The organism is Myroides pelagicus (assembly GCF_009711055.1).
Lineage (GTDB): Bacteria > Bacteroidota > Bacteroidia > Flavobacteriales > Flavobacteriaceae > Flavobacterium > Flavobacterium pelagicum.
Genome location: NZ_WMJY01000011.1, coordinates 71,046 through 94,673, shown reverse-complemented (window position 1 = coordinate 94,673; position 23,628 = coordinate 71,046). Strand labels below are relative to the sequence as shown.

Sequence of the window (23,628 nt, the reverse complement as noted above, 5' to 3'; positions counted from 1 at the left end):
ACCTCTGAGTAAGGTAGTTGAACTAACTTTTTTAAAAGTAGGCTCTTGACTAAGTGTATCAGCTAAGTGGTACTGAATATCCTCAGCTACTTTCCCGCCACAAAAGAATATACCCAACCAATTCTGAAATAAACAACTATTAGAAACACCTTTTAAACCACGACTACCTAAATGATTATCAATTAATTGAGGTAAGTTTAAGTTGTTGAATTCTTGAAAAACCAAACTTATTCCCCCAAAAGGACTTATTATTTTAGAACTTTTTACTATCTTGCTCATATCAAATCTCATTAATTTTGTTTGTCAGAATTACTAAATTACATGAGTTTTTTGAAAACTAAAAGCGCTGTGTAATTTATTTTACATCAGCGCTTTATATTTTTAATAAACAAATATATCTACAGCTTTTTTAAACTATAATCCATAGCTTTCACCCAAATGGGTGAATCTTTAATAGATAAAAAGTAAACTTAATTATATATTTATCAGTGGGTTGCATATCAGACCTTAATTATCTGCTGCGGATTTAAGGTTATAAGTAAATTTCTTATCAATAAACTCATTAAATCCATAAAAATATATTGAGTGCTTATTAACTATTTATCACACTTTCAAATAACTGATTCGCCTAATCACCATAGGTATCTATATACAGAACGGTGAAAGTACAAGAATACAACACCAAAAACGAGTACAAAATTCAATAATCTCCTAATTCAAATTACTTTAAAAATCACCCCCCTATAAATTGTATAAAATCGATACAATCATAGACAAATAATACATACTTAATATTGTTTTCACTAATCGATACTATAGAATAATAGACCTTAAGTGATAGGCTATGTAAAGACAATAAAGTATCTTTACTTTCGAAATACAACACATACCTTATACAATATGAAAACAGATATTGAAATTGCACGCTCGTGCAAATTGGAAAACATCTACAAAATAGCTGAGAAAATTGGAGTCACTGAAGACGCCTTAATTCCATATGGGAAATACATGGCAAAAGTTCCAATCTCAGAAGAAAACAAACAAGCTATTGACCAATCAAACCTTATACTAGTAACTTCAATTACTCCAACGAAAGCTGGTATTGGAAAAACAACTGTATCCATAGGGCTTGCCCTTGGATTAAACAAGATTGGCAAAAAAGCTATAGTAGCTTTGAGAGAGCCATCACTAGGGCCTTGCTTTGGAATGAAAGGAGGAGCTGCTGGAGGTGGATACGCACAAGTATTACCTATGGAAAACATTAATCTTCACTTTACAGGGGACTTTCACGCAATAACTTCAGCGCATAATACAATAAGTGCTCTATTCGACAATTATATTTACCAGAATAGAAAAGAAGCTAATGGAATCAAAGAAATTCTATGGAAACGAGTACTTGATGTAAATGATCGAAGCTTAAGATATTTAGTTTCTGGATTGAGAGGAAACGCTAATGGCGTACCACAAGAGACTGGTTTTGACATAACACCAGCATCAGAAATTATGGCTATACTTTGTTTAGCCACAGATATAGATGACTTAAGAAGAAGAATTGAAAATATTCTGTTAGGATATCGATACGACGGTAGCATGTTTACCGTAAAAGACTTAGGAATAGCTGGAGCAATTACAGTTCTCCTTAAAGATGCATTAAATCCAAACCTAGTACAAACGACAGAAAACACAGCTGCATTTATACATGGGGGGCCTTTTGCAAACATTGCTCACGGATGTAATTCAGTTATCGCTACGAAAATGGCTATGAGCTATGGAGATTATGTAATCACTGAAGCAGGATTCGGAGCTGATCTAGGAGCTGAAAAATTCTTTGACATCAAATGTAGAAAGTCAGGATTACAGCCGAAGTTAACAGTCATTGTAGCAACAGCACAAGGTCTAAAAATGCACGGTGGTATCGCTATTGAAAACATCAAAGAAAAAAATGTAGTAGGAATCACTAAAGGTCTTGAGAACTTAGCCAAACACGTAGATAATATTCGATCGTACGGTCAAAACATCGTTATTGCGTTCAATAAATATGCAACTGATGATACCGAAGAATTACAAATCGTACAAGACTATTGTAGTGCTAATGGAATTGGATTTGCTATTAATAACGCCTTTGTAGAAGGAGGAGAAGGAGCAAAAGAATTAGCTAAAGTAGTAGTCGATACCATTGAAAACAATCCTTCTGGACCTCTTCAATTTCCTTATACAGATCAACAAGCAATTACTGAAAAAATAGAAGCTATCGCTAAAAAGATTTATGGAGCTTCACACATAGAGTTTAGTCCAATTGCTAAACGTAAACTTAACCAGTTAGAAGGAACAGAACTAACACAATTTCCTGTATGTATTGCAAAAACACAATATAGCTTTTCAGCTGACGCAACCGCTTATGGCGTTGCAAAAGACTTCAGCATAACTATTAATGATATCGTTATCAATAGAGGTGCAGAATTCATTGTAGCCATAGCCGGAGATATTATGCGAATGCCTGGATTACCTAAAGCACCCCAAGCACTAAAAATAGATTTAGTAGATGGGCTTATTGAAGGTTTAAGTTAATAAACGAATAACCTATAAAAGTAAAAAAGGTATTGACATCATTGATCAATACCTTTTTTTATTGCATTAAGCTTTAACAGAGTCTTACAAATAAAGGCAATAAATTTAAATTAACAAAATATAAAAGCCCTGTTTTAAATAAAAAAATAATATAATAACATATTAACACAACTCATAACAAACAAACACATATTTAACCACACGTTTTTTAATTTAAACACACAATAAAAAACTTATCAGCAAAACTCTAAAGAGTTATTCTTAAAAGAGCGTAAACTCGGTATGGCTGGTAAAAGCAACCAAATTGGGCAAATTCTTAGCCAAATATGGACTTTAACCAAAATCTAGAGAATATTTCATATGCCATTAAAAAATATTAATTGCAAAAAAGTTCACTAGTAAGTGAACTTTTTCTATTTTTCTATTCTTCTGGACTTTCTAAAATCACCCTGTTATAAATTTCGTGCAATTACAAAAACAATTACAATCGCTACTAGAGCATAAACAAACCAATGGGGTAAATAAATCGAACGTTTAAATCGTCTATTGTTTAATATATAAACCTCAACAAAGGCTATGTATAAAAAAGCAATTAGTGAAATATACATATAAATGAGCTGATTGTAATGAAAAGCCTCGATGAACTCTCCGTGCAACATAGCATTTAATGCTCTTTGCCCACCACAACCTGGACACAGCCAACCTATTTGTTCATGAATAATACATACAACTCCTGTATTGTCCTCCAGACCAAAAAAAGCATAATAATAGTACAATACCATTACTGGTAAACTATACAACACTAACCTTGGCAATACCTTCTTCATCTTACTATAGTTAATCACGTGGTTGATTCATCTCTTGTACAAAAGCATTCCAACCTCCAATCTCATCAATATATGAATAGAAAACAAACATATTCAACGCGACTAATAGTACTGTAATTACAAATAAAATAATACTATGCTTAGCAACGCGTTTTAATAACTTAGCTTCCTCAACTTTATTCTGTTTTTTTGCTTTGTTTACATTGACTAAAGCAAATATTCCCAATACTATACCAATAAACCACAAGGAGAATATTCCCAATACAATATTGATTTTTGCCAATAGACTATATTTATTAAGTACAGTACCCCTTCCTTCTATATCTTTCATGCTTTCGATAATTCTAATTGTTTGTTTCTATTATACTTCCCTTTTCTTCATCTTTTACTATTGACAACGATATCGGCATGCGTTCTTGTAATTCATCTACATGTGATATAATACCTACTATACGATTTTCTTTATGAAGATTACTCAATGTCTCAAATACAATATTAACTGATTCAGTATCCTGTGTCCCGAAACCTTCATCTATAAAGAAAAAGTTCTTGTTTGACTTCGATAGACTCTGGACACTTTCTGCTAAGGCTAAAGCTAATGATAAAGACACTTGAAAACTTTGTCCTCCAGATAACGTCTTCACACTTCTAGATTTTCCTTCATTCAAATAATCGATTATCTCAAAATCATTATTTTCATTCAACTGTAAACTCAATTGATTATTAGTCAAACGATGAAAACGCTGATTAGCCATATCACATAGATTTCTTAAATAAATTGAAGATACGTAGTTAACAAAACCTGCACTATCAAACATATTTTTCAATACACTGATATTCTTCAATCGCTTATCGAATGCTTCAAACTGCTTTTGTAGTTCTTGCTTTTTAGCAAAATCCCTATCTAATCGTTCTATGTCTCCTGCTAATTTAGCAACTACTTCCGTTGCCTCTTTAACTTGTTGTTCTAACAACACAATCTTATCTTGTTGTTTTGCAAATAGCTCTTGATCAAACGAAAGACCTTTTAACTTCTCTTCCAGTGTATAAACACTGTTTTTCACGACTTCAAACTGCACCTCAAAAGCCTGTATCTGCTCTCTTGAATCTAATACATTAAGCTGCCTATTTAATACCGTTACAACTTCCTCTATTGATTCTAATCCATTCGCTAACAACAATTCACCTAACTTCACCTCTAACTGACGAACTATTTCCTTTAACTCAGCTAACTCCTGCTGTATATTTTTTACCTCTGTCTGCACACTTGCCAGCTTTGGCGACAACATTTGATACTGACTTGTCAAGTCCTTATATTGTTGTTCAATATAAGCGACTCTTTCTTCGCGACGTACTACCTCCTGATCAATTAATGGTGTTTCCATACGCAAATAAGCTTCTATTTGCAACCTCACTACCTGAGCACGCTTAGACTTTATCTCACCATCTAAACCTACTCCCTCAACTTCAATTAAATTAAGCTCTTTTGAAAATTTATCAACTTGACCTCTGTAATGCTCTACTTCATTTAAGAAAGAGTTATACTGCTTTTCTAGTAGTTCTATTTGTTGATTATCCTTTTCTACTTGTTGCTTTAACAACAGAAATTGTTCTTCATTAGCCTGTACTATTAAAGTCCATTCAAAATTCTCCTGATGTATTTCCAACTGTTGTTTATAGGCCAACTCTTTTTGTTGACTATCTGTCCATTGGGACAATAACATTTTTTTTCTATCAAACAATCCTGTTGCCTTACGCTCATATTTTACTAATCGCTGTTGTTTATCCTTAACCTCAGCTAAGTGCTTTTCGCTCTGTTGAATAGCTACTGATACATCTCCCCCTTGTAATATATGAGGGTGATGAGCAGATCCACAAAGAGGACATGGTTGTCCTGGGTGCAACTCACTAGCATATTGAGCAAGTTGCTGAGCAACTCTGTGATTGCGCAACTCTCCTTCGATTCGACCAACTTCTTGTTCAAATTGATTTCGATACTGCTCTATTTCTTGTTCCCATTGGTTTACATCTCTTAATTTAAGCCTTTGAATATCTTTATCCACTGCTTGAATATCTTCATTCAACGTTTGCATCGTTTGCTGTACACCTTCAATACTTGTACTAATCAAAGTATGTTGATTAAACCAAGCATCAATTGCCATCAAAATAGTTGTATCAATGCGCTTTTCCTTTAGTTGATTTAGTGTTACTTCAAGTCCTTTTACTTTTTCTCTACTAACTTCTAATGATTTTTCTGCCTCTATCACATAAGACTTTCCCTTCTGAAAGCGCTCGAGTAAAACCTGCTTAACACGATCTGCTTGCTGAATTTCTTTAATCAAATTCAGTTCGTACAGCTCTGCTTTTACATTTTCTAAACCAGCATATTGTTCCTCAACACCTTTGAGCTCTTGAGCTACTTTATTAAACTGACCTTCTAATACAATTACTTCCTTTGTAGCATCTTCTAATCTTGTCTCCTTAGTGACTACTTTAGTATTTGTATTCTTTTGTTCTACTAATAAAGCTGAAAAAACTTTATCAAATAACTCATATTGAACTAACTCCTTTTTCTGTTCAAGAATTTCAGGTAACCTCTTTTCTAACTGAACAAATTCTGATTTCTTCTGTGCTAAAACATCAAAATCCTCTTTTAGCCCTTTAAGCTTTAGATAACTCTCCTGTTCTTGTTTATATACTACAGTCAGCTCTGTAGCTTTTTTACTCTCTTGAAGGTGTAATTCTTTTTTACTGCCAATTTCTTCAGCAGTAACTTGGCTAAAGCTATTAAGTTCTCCCTCGATAAGATTAAGACGTTCTCTTGTTGAACTCAACAAGCTCTTAGTTTTATTGGCTAAATCAAATCGATCCAGCCTAAAGATTTGCTGCATCATTCTTGTTCTATCGGCACCACCTAATTCTAAGAACTCTTTGAATTGTCCCTGTGGAATAATAATCGTGCGTTTAAAGTTTTCATAACTAAGACCTACTATTCCTTCTATATCTAAATCGGGTAAAGGCACCCACTCTTCATCTTTCCACTGATACAATATCGCTTCTCCTCGCTTAACATCTTCAAAGCGCTTAGAGTTTCGTTTAAACTCTCTGTAAATACGATACTTCTCATCTTTAAAATTATAAAACTCAAAATCAATAAGTGATCGACTTGACTTGAGGTTCATCATATTGTATGCACGATTATCTCTAGCGTTTAAGCGCTCACTTTCACCGTATAATCCAAAAGATATAGCTTCCAAAATAGAAGACTTCCCTGATCCTACACGTCCAAAAATTCCAAATAACCCTGCCTCTATTAAACTAGTAAAATCGATGACTTGTTTTTCTTGATAAGAATATATCCCTTCAATCGTTAACTTAATCGGTATCATAGCTTACTAATTTAAAATTTCATTAAACAAATCCATAATCTCATCACTAGGTGTTTGCCCATGATGGCGTTGTTTAAAATAGTCTGTAAACAACCCTTTCATATCTTGCTCTAGATTTATTTGCTGTACTTGCTCTTGTTCTTTCCCCTTGACTACTTTGACTTGAGGAATAATTGAAATAATTCCGTCATGTGCTTGGTAAATTCTCTTCAAATCGTCTGCTTTCAAAAAAGTATCACTCACAAGAGTTAATTCTACTAACTGATTAGGGTTAGCCAATAGCCAAAAGATTGCTTCATCAACGTTGTCAAATCGCATTCGCGACAATAAACGCCCTTGTTGTAAAGGAACTTTTTTATACGATACTGGTTTTCCTCCTTCTGCCTCTACAATCATTACATACTTCTGCTGACCTGCTTCACTAAAACTATAGCCCAAAGGACTACCTGAATAAACAACAGGTCTATCCTCAGGACCAATCTGATGCGCGCGATGCAAATGCCCCAGCGCAGTATATTGTATCTGCTCAGGGATACTATCACTATAAATAATATCCGCATTTCCTATCTTCAGTGGTTTCTCTCCATCAGGCTCTTCTAACACTTCCCCCGAACGATTATTCATATAAAGATGAGTCACCAGTAAATTAACTCCTTTAGTCTTACAATACTTATCTGCTAATTGTTGCCAATTAAACTTGAGTGCTTCATTAAGAGCAGTTGATTTATCGTCTATATCTAATGCTTTTTTTAATCTTACCTCATTAGCGTAAGGCGTATGAAAAATACGAATAGGCTGTTTAAAATGAGCTAAGCGTATTTCAATAAATCCAGGAGCTGACTTACTCACTTTGAAGTGATCTTCAATCTCAAATTTAGGGACTTCAGCATTAGGTAATCCTACGAATACAATTCCACATTCACGAGCCAAAGGGTCTGGTGCATCTATACGCTCAGGACTATCGTGATTTCCAGCTATTGCGATTACTGGTCGCTGCCCATCTTTTGTCAATCGCTTCAGTGTCTTGTAAAACAAGTCCACCGCTTCTACTGGAGGATTAAAGGTATCAAACAAATCTCCTGCAACTAAAACAATATCTACTTTTTCGCGATCTGCTATCTTACATATTTCATCTAATACAGCACGTTGTTCTTCTATACGACTAAAACTATCTAGTTTTTTACCTAAGTGCCAATCAGCTGTATGTAGTATTTTTATTGCCATTCTTCAATTCTTTGCTAAAAGCAAAGATACTAACAATCCCACGGTCTTATATAGCATTTAGCGTTTGATTAAGGATATCTTCTTTCATTTAATTCTAGCCTTAAAGTACATCGCTAAAAAAAACACTATCTATATAATAACCAACAACATATAACAATTTGATAATATAGCGTAAACTCATTTTTACTAAATTTAAGAACCTAATCAATACAACTATGGTTTGTTCAAATCTACCTTGGGTGTTCTCTAAAAAGCTTTATGTAGACCCCTCTACCTTTCATTCAGAACTAGAAAAATGCTATCAGTCTATTGCTACGAACAAAAATTTAAGCTTGACTAATGACCAAGCTATTATCAATTATCCAGAAATAATTGTACAATACCAAGCTTGGATCACAACGCTTGACGATTTATTAGCCTGTGAAGACTTGCTTGATGGTGAAGATATTACAGAAGAGGATCCTGATGATGAAAATGGCTGTTATCTAGTTGAAATCCAAGCAACACTTACAGCAGCAAATCTTCAATATTTTACAATTGGGGAATTACTTTTTAAAATACACAACTTATTAAGTAATAAAAACTTAAACGAAGTCAATACTTTCGACTCTATTTCATTAGGTGAAGTAGATGAAATACCTATTTATTATTTAAATTGTAAATAAAAAGTGCTCTCAAAAAACAAATTGTTAATAACTATGTTTATATCTCTTAGTATAAAATATAATTTTCACTCACTTTTTCGTTATTTTTGTTAAAGGAAAGATACAACACATCTAACCTTATTTGTATAATCTATAAATGCAATAAATGGCTTAATTCTGTCAAAACCATAAAATTGTAAAAGTGCTAGATAAATAATAGATTATACGATAAACACTTACTTTAAAAAGCCATTCACTACAATGAATGGCTTTTTATATTTTAAAGTACTCCTTGTTGCTTACCACATACTTGACAAAACACTCCCACATATTGAAAACTATTCAACCTATAGTGTCTATAAACTTACCTTTAATTCAATTAATTCCAATTAATTGCCCCCCTCAAAACCTCAACCTATTCTACATCTTAAAGAAATGCTCTCCATATAATCGGGACATGGTCGGGACTTTTTCTCACAAAATATCCCAACCATGTCCCAACCATGTCCCAACCATGTCCCAACCATGTCCCAACCATGTCCCGATCACTCAAAAGAAAAACCCCATTAGTACAATGTACCAATGGGGTCTTTTACTATCTTTTGTTTTACAATTAAATTTCACATCCCTCAGGACCACAAGCATCCGCATCAGTATTCCCTTTCATTTCAAATTGTGGCTGACTTTCGTGAAACGCCTGTGTAAGTGCTTCTACAAATGCTTCAGTAGGTTGAGCTCCTGATATGCCATATTTTCTGTCCAATACAAAGAAAGGCACTCCTGAAATACCTAAAGCTTTAGCCTCAGTAATATCAGCCGTTACCTCATCCACTTGCTCATCTGTAGCTAAGAAAGCTTTTACCTCTGTCGCATTCAACCCTATTTGTTCTGCTAAAGATGCTAATACCTCTATATCTCCTACATTCTTCCCTGCAGTAAAATGGGCAAAAAATAAAGCTTCCTCTATTTCATTTCCCTTTCCTCTTTCTTGTGCATAATGAGATAAACGGTGAGCACGTATAGTATTAACAGGAATTGATCGATCTTGGTTAAACTCAATACCTACAGCACTTCCTGCTTGCTGTAAGTGATCTAACATCCCCTGAATTTGTTGTTCAGGCATACCTTTACGGTTTGCTAGATACTCCTTCGTAGACATATCTAATCCCTCAACAGGTAAATCTGGATCTAATTGAAAACTTTTCCACTCCACTTCAATTTTATCCTTGAATGGCAACTGAGCTAATGCATTTTCAAAATTTTTCTTACCCACAAAACAAAATGGGCACATCACATCCGACCATATCTCTACTTTCATATCTTCTAACTTTAAATTTGACTTTCATCCTTATAGGCTACTTCCAAATATACAACTTCTACAGTATACTATTCAGTGTATTAACATTAATTAAGTAGTATCTAAAAGGGAAGTACCTCTAATTTTTATATCTTTACAACTAAAGGGAAATCGTTAATTTTCATTGGTTGTCTAACTATAATTATTGAGCCACTCATACAATTTACATCTTTCAGCCTTAATGGGTCAGGTAAGTTACCTAGTGATGTTCATATACAACGTCCCGGATTTTCTTTTTTCATGCCGATCACTTCCATGATTATTGTATCCATCGTGAGCATTGGATCGTTATGGATATACAGACGTTTCTTTAACTAATAGATTACTTCACCCATTCATTTTTTCCTGCTATTGTTCCAGATGTAATCAATATCATTGACATTAACACTAAAAACACTAAAGATAAAAACCACGATTCAGACAGGTCAAATAAAGCTCCAAATACAGGAGGTCCACAAGCAGCAATCAAATACCCAATGGACTGCGCCATACCAGATAATTCAGCAGCCTGAATTGTACTCCCCGTGCGCAATACAAAGAATAACATTGATAAACTAAAAGCTAAGCCACTAGCAGCACCAATCAACACGCACCACAACACAATACCAGTAGTCTGAAATAACAATAAACCAACTATACCTACTGCAAATAATACTCCTGTCCCTATGGCTAGCAATCGCTGATTGGGTAACTTACTCGCAATAATAGCGCCGATGAACGTCATGGGTAATTGGGCAAATTGCATATAAGACAATAACCACCCAGCTTCTTCACTGGGTATTCCCCAAGTAATGGCTACTTTAGGTAACCAAGCAGCCAAACAATAAAACAATAAGGACTGTACCCCCATAAATACGGTAACTGCCCAAGCAACCTTAGATTTATACATATTCACTTTTACTTCGTCCTGACCCAAAGTACTTGTCATCTGTACTTCCCTCTTCTTTTTTACTTGCGGTAACCAAATCAATATCGTAACAAGACTTAGTACTACCCATACACCGATAGAGCCCTTCCATCCCATCTCAGTAAACTTGCCTAGACTAATACTAAAACCAGCAGCTAAGGCAGCTGTCAAATTCATTGCTACAGAGTATATCCCCATCATTGTACCTATGTTCTTTCGATAATTACTCTTGATATAAGCAGGCATTAATACATTTCCTACCGTGATAGCGACACCAACTAAAGCTGCTCCCAAAAACAATGTAATTAAGCTACCAAAAGGTCTGATCACTAAACCTATACTTAATAAAATGAGAGAAGCTAATAACACCACTGCCATTCCATATCTACGCGATACCTTAGGTACTATGCTTGACAATAAACCAAAAGCCATTAACGGTATAGTAGTCACTAATCCAGCCATTGTATTAGACAGTGATAAAGCATTGCTAATTTCTGATATTACTGGCCCTACTGACGTCAGTGGTGCTCTCAAATTTGAAGCGATGAACACAATACCTAATAACATCAGTATCTTCTTTAATTGAGAAATTTCCTCTATTGATCTATCCATGATTGTTTGTTTAAAAAATTAATCTATTGCTGTTTACGGATACAAAGCTAAGTGGTATTAAATGATTATATTCGCCATAAATCATAACCAAAACGACAAGTATGAATCAGTCACAGTTAGTAGATCAAGTTGAAAAGAAAGGATTCGCTTGGCATGCAGAGTATTGGAAACACAACAATGAATTTCACCATCATAAGAAAGCACAGTTAGTCTATGTAGAGTCAGGTTATCAATACCTATATGTCGACTCTTGTCAATTTCTATTGCCGCAAAATCACGTTGCTTATATACCTTCAAATAGGCCACACAAGACGACACACGCCTCAGAACACGTATCATTGCGAACACTTTACTTTGATGTCGAAGGCTTACCTCCTTTTTATGATGATCTCTATTTATTTGCTATTCCTACCGTATTAAGAGAAATGATTATGTATACAGAGAAATGGTCCATGAATATGAAACACAATGAGAGTGAACAAACCTTTCTAAGGGCTATCCTCTTAGAACTACCTTCTTTTGTAAAAAATGCTGTACCATTAATCACCCCTGTACCTAAGACTCCTGTACTCCTAGAGACAACAGCTTATATACACAACCACTATCCGTCAACAATTACTATAGACGAATTAGCACAGTTGTGTTTTATGAGTATTCGTACCTTAGAACGTCAATTTAAAAAAGAGACAGGTATTAGTGTTGCTAAGTACATTCAAATGGTACGTATCATAAAGTCTATCGAATTACTCAGCGAAGGACAACACACCATTAATGAAATTGCATTACTTGTCGGTTATAACAGTGCTCAGTCTTACAGCAATGTATTTACCAAGCTAATGGGGCAACGCCCTACTCAGTTTATACAGCACACTCTTACACCTTAAATTGAGTACTACACTTATCCCTGACAGCTAATAGTAAACTATTAGTGTTTACAAACTAATAAAAAAAGTCGGTTTGAAGTAAACCGACTTTTAGTATGCTATTGACGAAACATTAATCTATATCAATACTTATAAATTAAAATCCGTATACTTCAATAAAAAATCCTTCTTAAGAGAGTAACCAATTGCTTGTCTAGTACCCGAATTACCATTAAAGACACTTGGACTTCCCTTCTGCCACTTAGTCTCATAGACAATCTGATTGGTTTTGGCATCTTTGAAAGTCATTTTAGCATGGCGTTTAGTTTTAGAGTACTTATATACTTGTAGTTCTACAATAAAATCCGCTTCTGATTTCTCATTTACAATCTTACAGCTAGTAAATCTCCTAAATTCAGAAAGAGCCATATTTCTAGCGTCCCAACCATCTACATTGGTCTCTCCTTCTGTATCGACAAACAACACATAAAATTTAGAATCTTTATTAAACACTTTGTGCTCCGTATATTCAATCTTATTTATAGTAGATCCTGTTGCGATGACTACTTTAGCCTGTAAAATACCCCCTAAAAATAATAAAGCCATAGTTAATAAAAGTCTTGTTCTCATATAGTTTACGTTTTTATAGTTATAACCCTACTAATCTATTTAAAATCTATGAAATAATAAACATAACGATCAAATATAAAAAAAGTCAATCCGAAGATTGACTTTTAAGCTCTCTATATAAAACTAATTTACTTCTGGTAAGAAGCTATACTCTTTAGCATAATAAAGCATTTGTGCTTCAAATGATTCAGGTTGTTCGATCTTATAATCAGTCACTTCCCCTTTATCATTTTTAACAGGAACAATATATGGATTAACAAACCCTCTATAAGGAGCTGAATCGAACTTAGCATTGCGTTCTAACACTTCTTTATGGATAGCTTGATCAACTTTCACACCGTAGTTTTCTACTAAAGCCTTAGCCGCTTCATAATCACCTTCGGATTTGATACGCTGAGTCTCTCGTAATAATTGTCCAAATAAGTCATGTAACTTTTCATAGTCAGTGATGTTGAAATAGGTCTTACCATCACGTGTTACTTTCTCTATTATGTTTTCTTTTTGTCCTTTCTCAAATACCCATGCACTCACCCATTGACGATTACGCATGTGTGCCTCTTCAATATCAGCACCTGGTTCTAAACGAACTAATTGTAACATCAAACCATTGCGAATATAGCCATCGTAAGCAGCTTTTCCCACTAACTTCCAGTCTTCAACTAATCCTAACTCTTGTAATTTAGGATTGTACAAATAGAACAATCCAACTAAATCAGCACGACCTTCTTCTAATGTAGAAGCATAGCTTTTCAACGTTACTTGTGGTTGTCCAATTCCCTCATTAATTTGACCAGAAGCATGCCCAATCACCTCGTGAAGAGCAGTATGTAATTTATCAGCTAATTCGCCATATTTTGTTTCTAATTCGAACTCTTCCTCATCGTGAACAAACTCTTTTAGACGATCGGAACCACCAGCATGATTGTATGAATCAATGATATTTCCTAATGAAATTGACTTAGAACCATGTTCAGCTCTAATCCAATCCGCATTTGGAAGATTAACACCAATAGGCGTACTAGGAGAAGCATCACCAGCCTCCGAAGCAACAATCACAGTTTTATAAGTAACTCCAGTAACGTTTTTCTTTTTATGTGCATCGATTAAGGGAGAATTATCTTCAAACCACTGCGCTTCATGTGATAATACTTCCATTTTTTTAGACATATCAAAGTCCTTAATTTGTACAACGCTTTCATAAGATCCTTTGTGTCCTAATGGATCATTATATACTTCAATAAATCCATTATTATAATCAATATTCCCCTCTGTCGCTTTTACCCAAGCAACATTGTAATCATCCCATGCCTTTAAATCACCTGTTTGGTAATACTTAATCAATAAAGCAATGGCATCCGCTTGTTTTTGGTTCTCAGCAACTGTCTTCGCCTTCTCTAACCAAAAGATAATCTGATCAATGGCAGCACCGTACATTCCTCCACTCTTCCATACTTTCTCAACCAACACACCATTCTCCTTTACCAACTTAGTATTTAAACCATGAGATAATGGGCGTTTAAGGTCTGTACTTTGCTTGTTTGCATAGAACTCTTCAGCTTCTTTATCTGTTATTCCCTCACCATAAAAGTTAATAGCAGAACCTGTAACTAATCCTTTTGAAGCATCTAAATTCACTTTCTTATTATCCACATCATTAAATAAAATAGCCACTACTTCACCATCTAATGTAGTATTCGTTTCTTTTAATAATGTTTCGAAATAAGCTTGACCAAAAGCAGGTTTTATTTTATCATTTGAATAGTGGTGATGAATACCATTAGAAAACCAAACACGTTTAAGATACGTCACAAAACTACTCCAATCCTCAGTTGACTTATCCCCTTTATAGTTTGTATAAATACTCTCTAAAGCTTTGCGTATTTTTAAATTGTGTTTATAGTTTTGATCCCACATGATATCTCTACCTACATAACCTGCTTGACTTAAGTAATAAACAAGTTCTTTCTCTTTCAAAGTAAGGTCGTCCCAACCAGGGATTTGATATCTCAATACCTCAATGTCAGCAAATTTGTCAACACTGTATTTAAATTCTGTTACTTCAGTTGTGTCTTTAGTGTCCTTTTTTTCTTTAGACTCCCCACAAGAAAGCAACATTGCCGAAGCTAGTACCATACAAGCTACTGTGTTTAATTTCATAATATTTTATTTATTCGTCGAACAACAAATATATAAAATTATAAGTGGAACAACGATACAAACACCTCTTCAAAATTATGAACTCTGAAATTTTAAACCAGTTTATTTAAATAATCATCAGTAAAATATACTTCTGGATTAGGATTACTAATCTTGTTTTGATTATATTCTTTAGAGCTATTTTTAGAAATACTCAGTGATCTACTCTCTACATCCAACTTTTTATTCAACTCTTCTGTGTTAAGTATTTTGATAACTTGATCTGTCAGTTCTTTATAGTAAACAAACCGTATTACACAGACTAATTAATTCATTACTAATCAAAATATTAAATAGTTTTAACACCTAATTATGTGCTAGTTCTTACACAAAAAAAGCCCCAAATAAGTATCTCACTTTTGGGGCATCACTATCTGCTTTTAATAAGCGTCTATTTTTATTTCTTTTTAACTAATGGGTGATTAAGTCCTTTGACATTATTATTGATAACCTCATAAGTCTTTAGGTATTTAAACATCTCTGTCAAATTTCTAAACCCATAATCACGGGCATCAAAACTAGGGTCTAGCTTTCTTAAATTTTGACCAACCGTAGCAATATAAGACTCTACTTCCTCATTAACAGACATATCAAATGCTCTATCGATTAACTTATACTCTCTTTTAGTAAGTGCCTTATTATCATCATCTTCTGATTGAGCATTCTTTTTACTATTTGCACTTTCACCTTTTGTAGTCACTACTTTCGGCATCAAGGTCTCACAATAAGTAAAGATTTCACATGACTGAACAAAAGCATTAGGCGTCTTCTTCTCTCCTACTCCCATAACAAATATTCCTTCTTCTCGTATTCTCTTTGCTAATCCAGTATAATCACTATCACTAGATACAATACAAAACCCATCAACTGACTTGTTATGTAAAATATCCATTGCATCAATAATCAGAGAACTATCTGTAGAATTCTTACCAGAAGTATAATTAAACTTTTGCATTGGTGAGAAAGACAGATCATTTAATAGATCTTTCCAGCTATTCATTTGAGGAGTAGTCCAGTCTCCATAAATACGGCGAATAGTTACCTTACCGTATTTAGAAACTTCCTCTAATATCTTGTCTAGCAACTTTGCTTGTGCATTATCACCGTCTACTAATATTGCTATATTGTTATTTTGTTTTTCCATTGTACTTTTCATTTTTCGAAAGCTCTAAAATACGAAAAATAGGACTAGATACAGAATGCATATCGTAAAACATCTGTTAATAAATAGCAATACAAAATAAATAACTGAATAGTAACTTATTCTACTTTTGATTATTTAAGAGAGTTATTTATACTGTATTCATACTTCGATTTAGCACAATTTACGGCATAAAAAAAGTACTGACCAAAATGATCAGTACCTATATTGTTTATGATGCAATAGCTTTTATAGCTTCAGACATTATACAGTTATAAGCTAGGCGATGGCTAAAAAAGTATATCGTCTTAAGTTAGCTATAGTACTATACAACAAATGTACTATTATTAAAAACTAAAAACATTGAATTAGTTCAATATTTCAATCCTTATTTCTTCGACGTATCTTACTCAAAAACTCTTGTGAAATTCCTAAATAAGAGGCAATCTGAATATTTGTCAATCGTTGAACTAGTGAAGGATATCGATTACAAAAATCATCGTACTCCATCGCAGCATCCATAGATAGTTTATTATTAATTCTTCGCTGAAGAGCAACACACTCTTGCTGCAATGTCAAGCGATAAATACGCTCTAGAGCAGGTATTTTTTCATACAAAGGCTCCTTAACAATCTTTGGTATACGCAATATTTCACTATCCTCTAATGCTTGAATATAATATCTAGTAGGAGTACCCAAATGATAACTCTCTAAATCAGCTAACCACCAATCTTCAACCGCAAAATAAATAATATGATCCTGACCTCGGTCATCAATAAAATAAGCCTTGCAGCAGCCACTAACAACGAATACTTCAAAATCACATACCTCTCCTTCTTCCAATAAATACTCCCTTTTTTTGAGATAAACAGTCTCAAAAGAAGTCAATACAAGAGCCTTTTCATCTTCTGATAAAACAACTCCTTTTTTCTCTAAATTCGCTATTAATGAAGCTCTAACCATTTTATTCTTTCTTAATCCACTTACCTTCTTTTGGTGCCTCATAACTACTCATTAAAGAAAGAAGTTCACCAACAGTATCAGCAACCACAATCATATCACGATTTACTTGTTTTAAAAAACCTTTGGTTATCATATTCTCTATCATCTGCAACAAAGGCTCATAGAAACCATCTATATTTAATAAAGCCACAGGTTTTTTATGTATTCCTAGCTGAGCCCAAGTCAACATTTCGAAAAATTCTTCTAAAGTACCGTATCCTCCAGGTAGTGCAATGATTCCTTCTGACAACTCATCCATCTTCGCTTTTCGCTCATGCATTGTATCAACTAAAATTAGTGCTGTAAGTCCTGTATGCCCTAATTCTACATCTTGCAAGAAACGAGGCAAAACACCAATTACATCTCCCCCATGATGAAGACACCCGTCTGCAACTGCCCCCATTAACCCTACCTTAGCTCCTCCATATACAACACCTATCTGTTGACTAGCTAACTCTTTTCCTAATGCATACGCTTGATCACTAAATTCTTTATCTATCCCAGAACTTGAACCACAAAATACAGTATATCTCATAAATAATTTCTTTTTAAAAATGCCTAAATATCAAGGCTTGTAAAGACTTCAAAAAAAATATTTAATTTTTTTGTAACAAAATATATATTCCCGAGTCTATTAGTTAAAGGCCTAAATTAAAAAATAAACATAACTCAAATAAACTATTAATATGAAATCTAAACTAACGGCAATATTCTTTATTGTTTTTATCTGTACAAGTTTTGCCCAAAAAGGAAAAATAACTGGTACAGTCATAGATAAAGACCTACAAACCGCAGTAGCTTACGCGACAATAGCTATAAAAGACGGTGACCAAATCGTTACTGGTGCAATGTCTGACGAGTCAGGTAACTTTGAAGTCACTGTTAAAAATAATAAATATGTTCTAGAAGTCCAATTTATAGGATATCAAACGCTACAAAAAAATATTGAACTAAAAGAATCTCCTCTTGCTCTTGGCAAACTATACCTTCAACCAGAAGCGACAACACTAGAAGGTGTAAATATCGTAGCTGAACGCTCAACAATAGAACAAAAAATTGACCGCAAAGTCATTAATGTAGGAAAAGACCTGACAACGATTGGTGCTACTGCTGGGGAAATCATGAATAACGTTCCTTCTGTTAATGTTGATCAAGACGGTAAAATATCATTGAGAGGAAACGACAACGTAAGAATTTTAGTTGATGGAAGACCTACTAATATCTCATCTGATCAATTGCTAAAACAAATTCCTGCTACCTCAATTAAGAAAATTGAATTAATCACAAATCCTAGCGCTAAATATAATCCAGAAGGAATGTCCGGTATTATCAACATTGTGTTACACAAAAATTCAATGGATGGATTCAACGGTTCTATAAACACTGGATTTACTATTCACGACAAGATAGACAACAATAACTCGGTAAATCTTAACTACCGCAAAGGCAAAGTTAATTTCTTTGGAAATGGAAATACAAACTATAAAAATGCGGCTAATAGAGGTGATATGTATCGATTTGATCAAAACTCTAAACAATTAATTGATGGAGGATATAAAACAAATTCTTATTTATACAAAATTGGATTAGACTATTATATCAATGATAAGAATACTTTATCTGCTTATACTAATCAAAATACGAGCTTATTTGATAGTAATGTAGCTACAAGTAACTTATATCCAGAAAATACTTTTGACAACATTTACCAAAGTACATTCTACGATAATAAAAACAGAAATAGCTCTTACAACTTAGCATACAAACATTTATTCAATGACGCTGGTCATAATCTAGACGTGGAAGTTAATTTGAATGATTCGAAATCAACGAATGCAGGTAATTATGACACAACAATAGGTAATAAAAAAGACTTATTTGAAGACTATACAGAAGACAAAAGCACTTTGACGACTGTAAACATTGACTATGTCAATCCTATTAATGAAAAGTCTAAGCTTGAAGCTGGAGCCGAAGCTCGCATCTCAAGAACAAACAATATAGCAAACACAGCTAACCCATCAATTCCGATAGCTCAAAGAGATATTAATTATGATTATGACACAAACATCTTTTCTGCTTATGTAACTTTTGGACAAAAGTTCAGCAAATTTAGTTATCAAGTTGGTACTCGATTAGAAAGTTATAAAGTTGAATCAAAACTTAATGGTAAAAAAGATTTTACTGATGATTACTTGACTTTATACCCTTCTGTCTACTTAGGTTATGATATATCGGAAAGTGATATGGTTCAGTTGAGTTATAGCCGCAGAGTAGATCGTCCAGGAATATGGCAAACAAGACCTATACGCGAGTTCTCTACACCAACAATTACATCGATTGGTAACCCGAATTTAAAACCACAGTTTACAAATTCAGTAGAATTAAACTATACTAAAATATTTGCTAAAGGTTCTTCAATCACTGGAGGCGTATATTACAGAAGAATTAATGATGAAATAAACCGAGTTATTATTGACGATCCAAACAATGATAATCCGAATGCGATGATCATGACATTTGACAACTTTGACTCAAACAATGCTTACGGATTCGAACTGTCAGCTAATCTTAAAATAACGCCATGGTGGGATATGCAGCCGGCTATTGACTTTTCAAGTATTCAACAAAAAGGAATTGTATCGAAACTAAATGAAACAACTAATGTTTTTGATTTAGTACCAAGAGAAATCACGGCTAGTGCTTTCAACGCAAGATTAAGCAGTAACTTCAAGGCAACTCAAAAACTTAGATTTAACCTATTTGGATTCTATAGAGGACCCGTTGATGGATTAACTTTCAACTCTAAAGACATGTATAAAATAGATGCTGGAGCTAGATATTCGTTGTTAAATAATAAGTTAACTGCTAGTTTACGTGTCAATGATATTTTTAATACGATGAAGGCTAGTTTCGACGGAGAATATCCTTACCCTCAAAGTGGAGAGTTTACATGGACTTCTAGAACAGTGTATATCGGCTTTAACTATACCTTTGGTGGTGGTAAAAACCGAGCAATGCAACGCAAACACAGAGAAGGAAACAACCAACAAAACAGTGGTGGAGGTGGATTATTCTAATTAACCTTTTCTACTTTATATTTTCAATTATTACTTTTCAAAAAGCTGTTAACCAATAAAGTTAACAGCTTTTTAATTATAGCTCCTTTTGCATAAAGTGAACAATCGTTTCCAATACCTTAGTCCTAATACTCTTTTTCGACAATACTAAATCATGTACTCCTCCTTCAAATATAGCCTCTTCCACACGATCACTTAATTTCGAACCAATTCGATTCATATCCTGTACATTTAATACTATATCCGATTCAAACGTTACGGCGGTCTTTTTAAAAGAATCACCTGTTAGACTACTTCTCATTAATAAAATGGGTAAACTACCCAAATTTGGTGCTTCCTTAATTAACGTTTGCGCTTGCCTAACTGCTAATATCCAAGAAAAAAAGGCAGGAAAGGGGGTAATAGGTTTATAGCGAAGGTCAAAATCCCATTCCCCTAAACAGCCTTTGTGTAAAGACTCACCATATAATGACGGTAAGCTATCTATAGACGCAAATACATTACTACTCGTTTTATATTTTGCAACAGTTTCAATAAATGGCTTCACATAAAACGGTACATTGAAATCTAAAAACGGAGAATTCAGTAACAACCCCTGCAATCGGTTGCGAAGCAAACCATACTTCGCATAGTAGGTCGCTAATAAACCGCCCGTACTATGTCCCATTAAATAAAACTGCACATCTTTATTTTGGCCAAATATGAAATTAACTGCATAGTCTATATCTGGAAAATACTCACGCATTGACTCGCAGTAATTAGGATGTTGGCCCTCTAACAATGAACGTCCATATTTACGCAAATCAATAGCAAAGAAATTAATCGAGTTTGCATTAATATACTCCATCATGTGAGTCTGAAAAAAGTAATCATTAAAACCGTGAATATACAATACAGTTTTACTAAATTCAGGCTTATTTCCACGCGACTCAATCAATGTAGTAACTACACGACCATCATAATCATTAGGAAAAGGGTGCTGATGAGTGACATACTTCTTATAAGTCAAATGTAAATCCATAAACAAATATTATGTTCAATTCTTTAATACAGTTTTTTTTATCTAGAAAAAGATAATCAATTTATACATTCCTCCTTACTAAAGCAAGGGAGCCAATAGACGTACAAGGCTATTTTTCATACGCTGCCATTTCGAGCGCTTATTCCAAATTTTCAAATCCAACGGAATAGCTTCTTGACAATCTCTTACAAACATCTCTCGCATTTGTATGGCGAGAACTTCATCATAGACTACGGCATTTACCTCAAAATTCAAATCAAAACTACGATGATCTAAATTACAAGTACCGATAGAACAAATTCCTGTATCTGTAACAAAGGTCTTCGCATGTATAAAACCTTTCTTGTATAGAAATATTTCTACTCCTGACTCCAACAATTCTTGAAAATAAGATTCTGAAGCCCACTTTACAATCATAGAATCAGTTATTCCTGGCAGTAACATTTTCACCTTCTTACCACTTAAAACTGCCATTTTAATAGCCAACTGCAATGATTCATCAGGTATGTAATAAGGCGTAGTAATCAATATCTCTTCTTTAGCTGTTTGTATCGCTTTTAAAACACTATATAATATACTAGGCACATCTGAATCTGGTCCAGAAGATATAATCTGTACAGGAACCTTACGTTCTTCATTAGAAGCAACTTTTGGAAAGTAATCTTTTGAAAAGGAAATAGATTGTTTACTACAAAAATTCCAATCTGCTAAAAAAATATACTGTAGTCCATAAGCTCCTGTGCCTTCCATGCGCATATGGGTATCTCTCCAGAAATAATCGTTTTTATCATTCTTCCGATTATCATACTTGTCAGAAATATTTATCCCTCCAGTGTAACCAATAATACCATCAATCACAACTATTTTACGGTGATTTCTATAATTCAAACGATTAGCCAATGCTATCCAAATAATTTCATTAAACGCAAAAGCTTCTCCTCCATGCTTACAAATATTCCTAGCAATATTTTTACGTATTGATCGCGAACCATAATCGTCATATATAAAACGAACTTCAATACCTTCTGCTATTTTTTGAAGTAAAACAGCTTCTATCTCACGACCAATCTCACTATCCTCATAAATATAATACTCAATATGAATATGGTGCTTTGCGTTTTTTAAATCTTCCAATAATCGTGGGAAAAAACTCTCGCCATTTTCAAGTATATCTACTTGATTATCTACTAATAGAGGCCCTTCTCCCATCGCCGAACTAGAAAGCAAATTAATAAATGATCTATTCTCTTGAACAATGCGATTCCCCTTTTGCTTAAAATCAATGCGTATTTCTTTCAATCGTTTATTTAAACGGTCACTATAGTCATCATTATTTTCTAATTTTTTTGAATACATCTTACGCTTTCGGTAATTAATCCCAAATGAGAAATAAAAAAACACACCTAAAATAGGGACAAACACCACTAATAGCAAATAAGCTAAAGTCTTTGAAATTGAATCAGTATCATATACGATGCGAATAGCTACAAAAATAGTCAACAAGAAGTATAACACTTCAAGGTAAACAAACCACCCTGATTCTGTAACAATCTGCATAACAACAAACTTTTTCCAATTAAACAAATAATGATAAGTAGTTTAACCACAAAGAATGAACCACTCTTTGTAAGAAAGTATTAAAATTATAAAAAGTAAACTAGTTATAATAACTTTCAATTTATTTTAATAAAAAAAGGCTTCCTAGTTAGGAAGCCTTTTGAGCCGATGGAGGGACTCGAACCCACGACCTGCTGATTACAAATCAGCTGCTCTAGCCAGCTGAGCTACACCGGCAAACTAATTGCCATGCAATATATTATTTTAAAAAATTTGAGCCGATGGAGGGACTCGAACCCACGACCTGCTGATTACAAATCAGCTGCTCTAGCCAGCTGAGCTACACCGGCGACTCAATGCCTTTATTGCAATATGTACTTTTCAAAAATATTTGAGCCGATGGAGGGACTCGAACCCACGACCTGCTGATTACAAATCAGCTGCTCTAGCCAGCTGAGCTACACCGGCGACTCAATGCCTTTATTGCAATATGTACTTTTCAAAAATATTTGAGCCGATGGAGGGACTCGAACCCACGACCTGCTGATTACAAATCAGCTGCTCTAGCCAGCTGAGCTACACCGGCGACTCAATACTTTTATTGCAATAT

20 protein-coding genes and 4 tRNA genes are annotated in these 23,628 nt (G+C 34.1%); 5 read left to right on the top strand and 19 right to left on the bottom strand.

What is annotated here, in order from left to right; all coding sequences use genetic code 11:
- A partial coding sequence (locus tag GJV77_RS06880; RefSeq protein WP_155035636.1) for a hypothetical protein occupies positions 1 to 279 on the bottom strand: 279 nt, incomplete at its 3' end.
- A gap of 621 nt (positions 280 to 900) precedes the next feature.
- On the opposite strand from GJV77_RS06880, the gene GJV77_RS06875 reads away from it, so the two are divergent.
- Positions 901 to 2,568 (top strand): formate--tetrahydrofolate ligase, encoded by a 1,668-nt coding sequence (locus GJV77_RS06875; protein ID WP_155035635.1) that lies wholly within the window; start codon positions 901 to 903, stop codon positions 2,566 to 2,568.
- A gap of 452 nt (positions 2,569 to 3,020) precedes the next feature.
- Here GJV77_RS06875 and GJV77_RS06870 read toward each other — a convergent pair whose 3' ends face one another.
- The 4 genes from GJV77_RS06870 to GJV77_RS06855 are packed head-to-tail and all read right to left on the bottom strand — an operon-like array spanning position 3,021 to position 8,008.
- Positions 3,021 to 3,395: a DUF2752 domain-containing protein gene (locus GJV77_RS06870; protein ID WP_155035634.1), complete on the bottom strand. Its 375-nt coding sequence runs from the start codon at positions 3,393 to 3,395 to the stop codon at positions 3,021 to 3,023.
- 10 nt (positions 3,396 to 3,405) lie between these two features.
- Positions 3,406 to 3,726, bottom strand: a complete 321-nt coding sequence (locus GJV77_RS06865) for a hypothetical protein (protein ID WP_155035633.1) — start codon at positions 3,724 to 3,726, stop codon at positions 3,406 to 3,408.
- Positions 3,727 to 3,739: 13 nt separating this feature from the next.
- Entirely contained in the window at positions 3,740 to 6,784 is a 3,045-nt protein-coding gene (locus GJV77_RS06860) for an SbcC/MukB-like Walker B domain-containing protein (RefSeq protein WP_155035632.1), read from the bottom strand.
- A 6-nt stretch (positions 6,785 to 6,790) separates the two neighbouring features.
- Positions 6,791 to 8,008 (bottom strand): metallophosphoesterase family protein, encoded by a 1,218-nt coding sequence (locus GJV77_RS06855; protein WP_155035631.1) that lies wholly within the window; start codon positions 8,006 to 8,008, stop codon positions 6,791 to 6,793.
- A gap of 215 nt (positions 8,009 to 8,223) precedes the next feature.
- On the opposite strand from GJV77_RS06855, the gene GJV77_RS06850 reads away from it, so the two are divergent.
- Positions 8,224 to 8,673, top strand: a complete 450-nt coding sequence (locus GJV77_RS06850; protein ID WP_155035630.1) for a hypothetical protein — start codon at positions 8,224 to 8,226, stop codon at positions 8,671 to 8,673.
- A gap of 592 nt (positions 8,674 to 9,265) precedes the next feature.
- On the opposite strand, the gene GJV77_RS06845 is transcribed toward GJV77_RS06850, so the two are convergent.
- Positions 9,266 to 9,970 (bottom strand): DsbA family oxidoreductase, encoded by a 705-nt coding sequence (locus GJV77_RS06845; RefSeq protein ID WP_155035629.1) that lies wholly within the window; start codon positions 9,968 to 9,970, stop codon positions 9,266 to 9,268.
- A 129-nt stretch (positions 9,971 to 10,099) separates the two neighbouring features.
- Here GJV77_RS06845 and GJV77_RS06840 point away from each other — a divergent pair, with 129 nt between their 5' ends.
- Positions 10,100 to 10,327, top strand: a complete 228-nt coding sequence (locus tag GJV77_RS06840; protein WP_162521581.1) for a DUF2905 domain-containing protein — start codon at positions 10,100 to 10,102, stop codon at positions 10,325 to 10,327.
- A 4-nt stretch (positions 10,328 to 10,331) separates the two neighbouring features.
- Here GJV77_RS06840 and GJV77_RS06835 read toward each other — a convergent pair whose 3' ends face one another.
- Positions 10,332 to 11,528: a CynX/NimT family MFS transporter gene (locus tag GJV77_RS06835; RefSeq protein WP_155035628.1), complete on the bottom strand. Its 1,197-nt coding sequence runs from the start codon at positions 11,526 to 11,528 to the stop codon at positions 10,332 to 10,334.
- Positions 11,529 to 11,629: 101 nt separating this feature from the next.
- On the opposite strand from GJV77_RS06835, the gene GJV77_RS06830 reads away from it, so the two are divergent.
- On the top strand, positions 11,630 to 12,412 hold the full coding sequence (locus tag GJV77_RS06830; RefSeq protein ID WP_155035627.1) for a helix-turn-helix domain-containing protein: 783 nt from the start codon (positions 11,630 to 11,632) through the stop codon (positions 12,410 to 12,412).
- 129 nt (positions 12,413 to 12,541) lie between these two features.
- Here the strand turns inward: GJV77_RS06830 and GJV77_RS06825 are convergent, their stop codons facing one another.
- The 6 genes from GJV77_RS06825 to GJV77_RS06800 all read right to left on the bottom strand — a co-directional run bounded on the left by GJV77_RS06825 (position 12,542) and on the right by GJV77_RS06800 (position 17,895).
- On the bottom strand, positions 12,542 to 13,021 hold the full coding sequence (locus tag GJV77_RS06825; protein WP_155035626.1) for a hypothetical protein: 480 nt from the start codon (positions 13,019 to 13,021) through the stop codon (positions 12,542 to 12,544).
- 123 nt (positions 13,022 to 13,144) lie between these two features.
- Positions 13,145 to 15,178: a dipeptidyl-peptidase 3 family protein gene (locus GJV77_RS06820; RefSeq protein WP_155035625.1), complete on the bottom strand. Its 2,034-nt coding sequence runs from the start codon at positions 15,176 to 15,178 to the stop codon at positions 13,145 to 13,147.
- A gap of 92 nt (positions 15,179 to 15,270) precedes the next feature.
- Positions 15,271 to 15,408: a hypothetical protein gene (locus tag GJV77_RS06815; RefSeq protein WP_155035624.1), complete on the bottom strand. Its 138-nt coding sequence runs from the start codon at positions 15,406 to 15,408 to the stop codon at positions 15,271 to 15,273.
- Positions 15,409 to 15,614: 206 nt separating this feature from the next.
- On the bottom strand, positions 15,615 to 16,361 hold the full coding sequence (locus GJV77_RS06810) for an NYN domain-containing protein (RefSeq protein ID WP_155035623.1): 747 nt from the start codon (positions 16,359 to 16,361) through the stop codon (positions 15,615 to 15,617).
- 378 nt (positions 16,362 to 16,739) lie between these two features.
- Positions 16,740 to 17,363: a Crp/Fnr family transcriptional regulator gene (locus tag GJV77_RS06805; RefSeq protein ID WP_240142830.1), complete on the bottom strand. Its 624-nt coding sequence runs from the start codon at positions 17,361 to 17,363 to the stop codon at positions 16,740 to 16,742.
- A complete protein-coding gene (locus tag GJV77_RS06800; protein ID WP_155035622.1) occupies positions 17,323 to 17,895 on the bottom strand; it encodes an LOG family protein in 573 nt (190 codons plus the stop codon). Before GJV77_RS06800 ends, GJV77_RS06805 begins: the two co-directional genes overlap by 41 nt.
- Positions 17,896 to 18,046: 151 nt before the next feature.
- Between GJV77_RS06800 and GJV77_RS06795 the strand changes: the two genes are divergently transcribed.
- Positions 18,047 to 20,440 (top strand): outer membrane beta-barrel family protein, encoded by a 2,394-nt coding sequence (locus GJV77_RS06795; protein ID WP_155035621.1) that lies wholly within the window; start codon positions 18,047 to 18,049, stop codon positions 20,438 to 20,440.
- 76 nt (positions 20,441 to 20,516) lie between these two features.
- Here GJV77_RS06795 and GJV77_RS06790 read toward each other — a convergent pair whose 3' ends face one another.
- From GJV77_RS06790 to GJV77_RS06765, 6 genes are all read right to left on the bottom strand, one after another.
- Positions 20,517 to 21,461, bottom strand: a complete 945-nt coding sequence (locus GJV77_RS06790) for an alpha/beta hydrolase (RefSeq protein ID WP_155035620.1) — start codon at positions 21,459 to 21,461, stop codon at positions 20,517 to 20,519.
- Between the two features lie 78 nt (positions 21,462 to 21,539).
- A complete protein-coding gene (gene cls, locus GJV77_RS06785; protein ID WP_155035619.1) occupies positions 21,540 to 23,018 on the bottom strand; it encodes a cardiolipin synthase in 1,479 nt (492 codons plus the stop codon).
- A 163-nt stretch (positions 23,019 to 23,181) separates the two neighbouring features.
- Positions 23,182 to 23,255, bottom strand: a tRNA-Thr gene (locus tag GJV77_RS06780).
- A 39-nt stretch (positions 23,256 to 23,294) separates the two neighbouring features.
- A tRNA-Thr gene (locus GJV77_RS06775) sits at positions 23,295 to 23,368 on the bottom strand.
- A 44-nt stretch (positions 23,369 to 23,412) separates the two neighbouring features.
- Positions 23,413 to 23,486: transfer RNA gene (locus GJV77_RS06770), tRNA-Thr, on the bottom strand.
- A gap of 44 nt (positions 23,487 to 23,530) precedes the next feature.
- Positions 23,531 to 23,604 (bottom strand) — tRNA-Thr (locus GJV77_RS06765).
- Positions 23,605 to 23,628 lie beyond the last annotated feature (24 nt).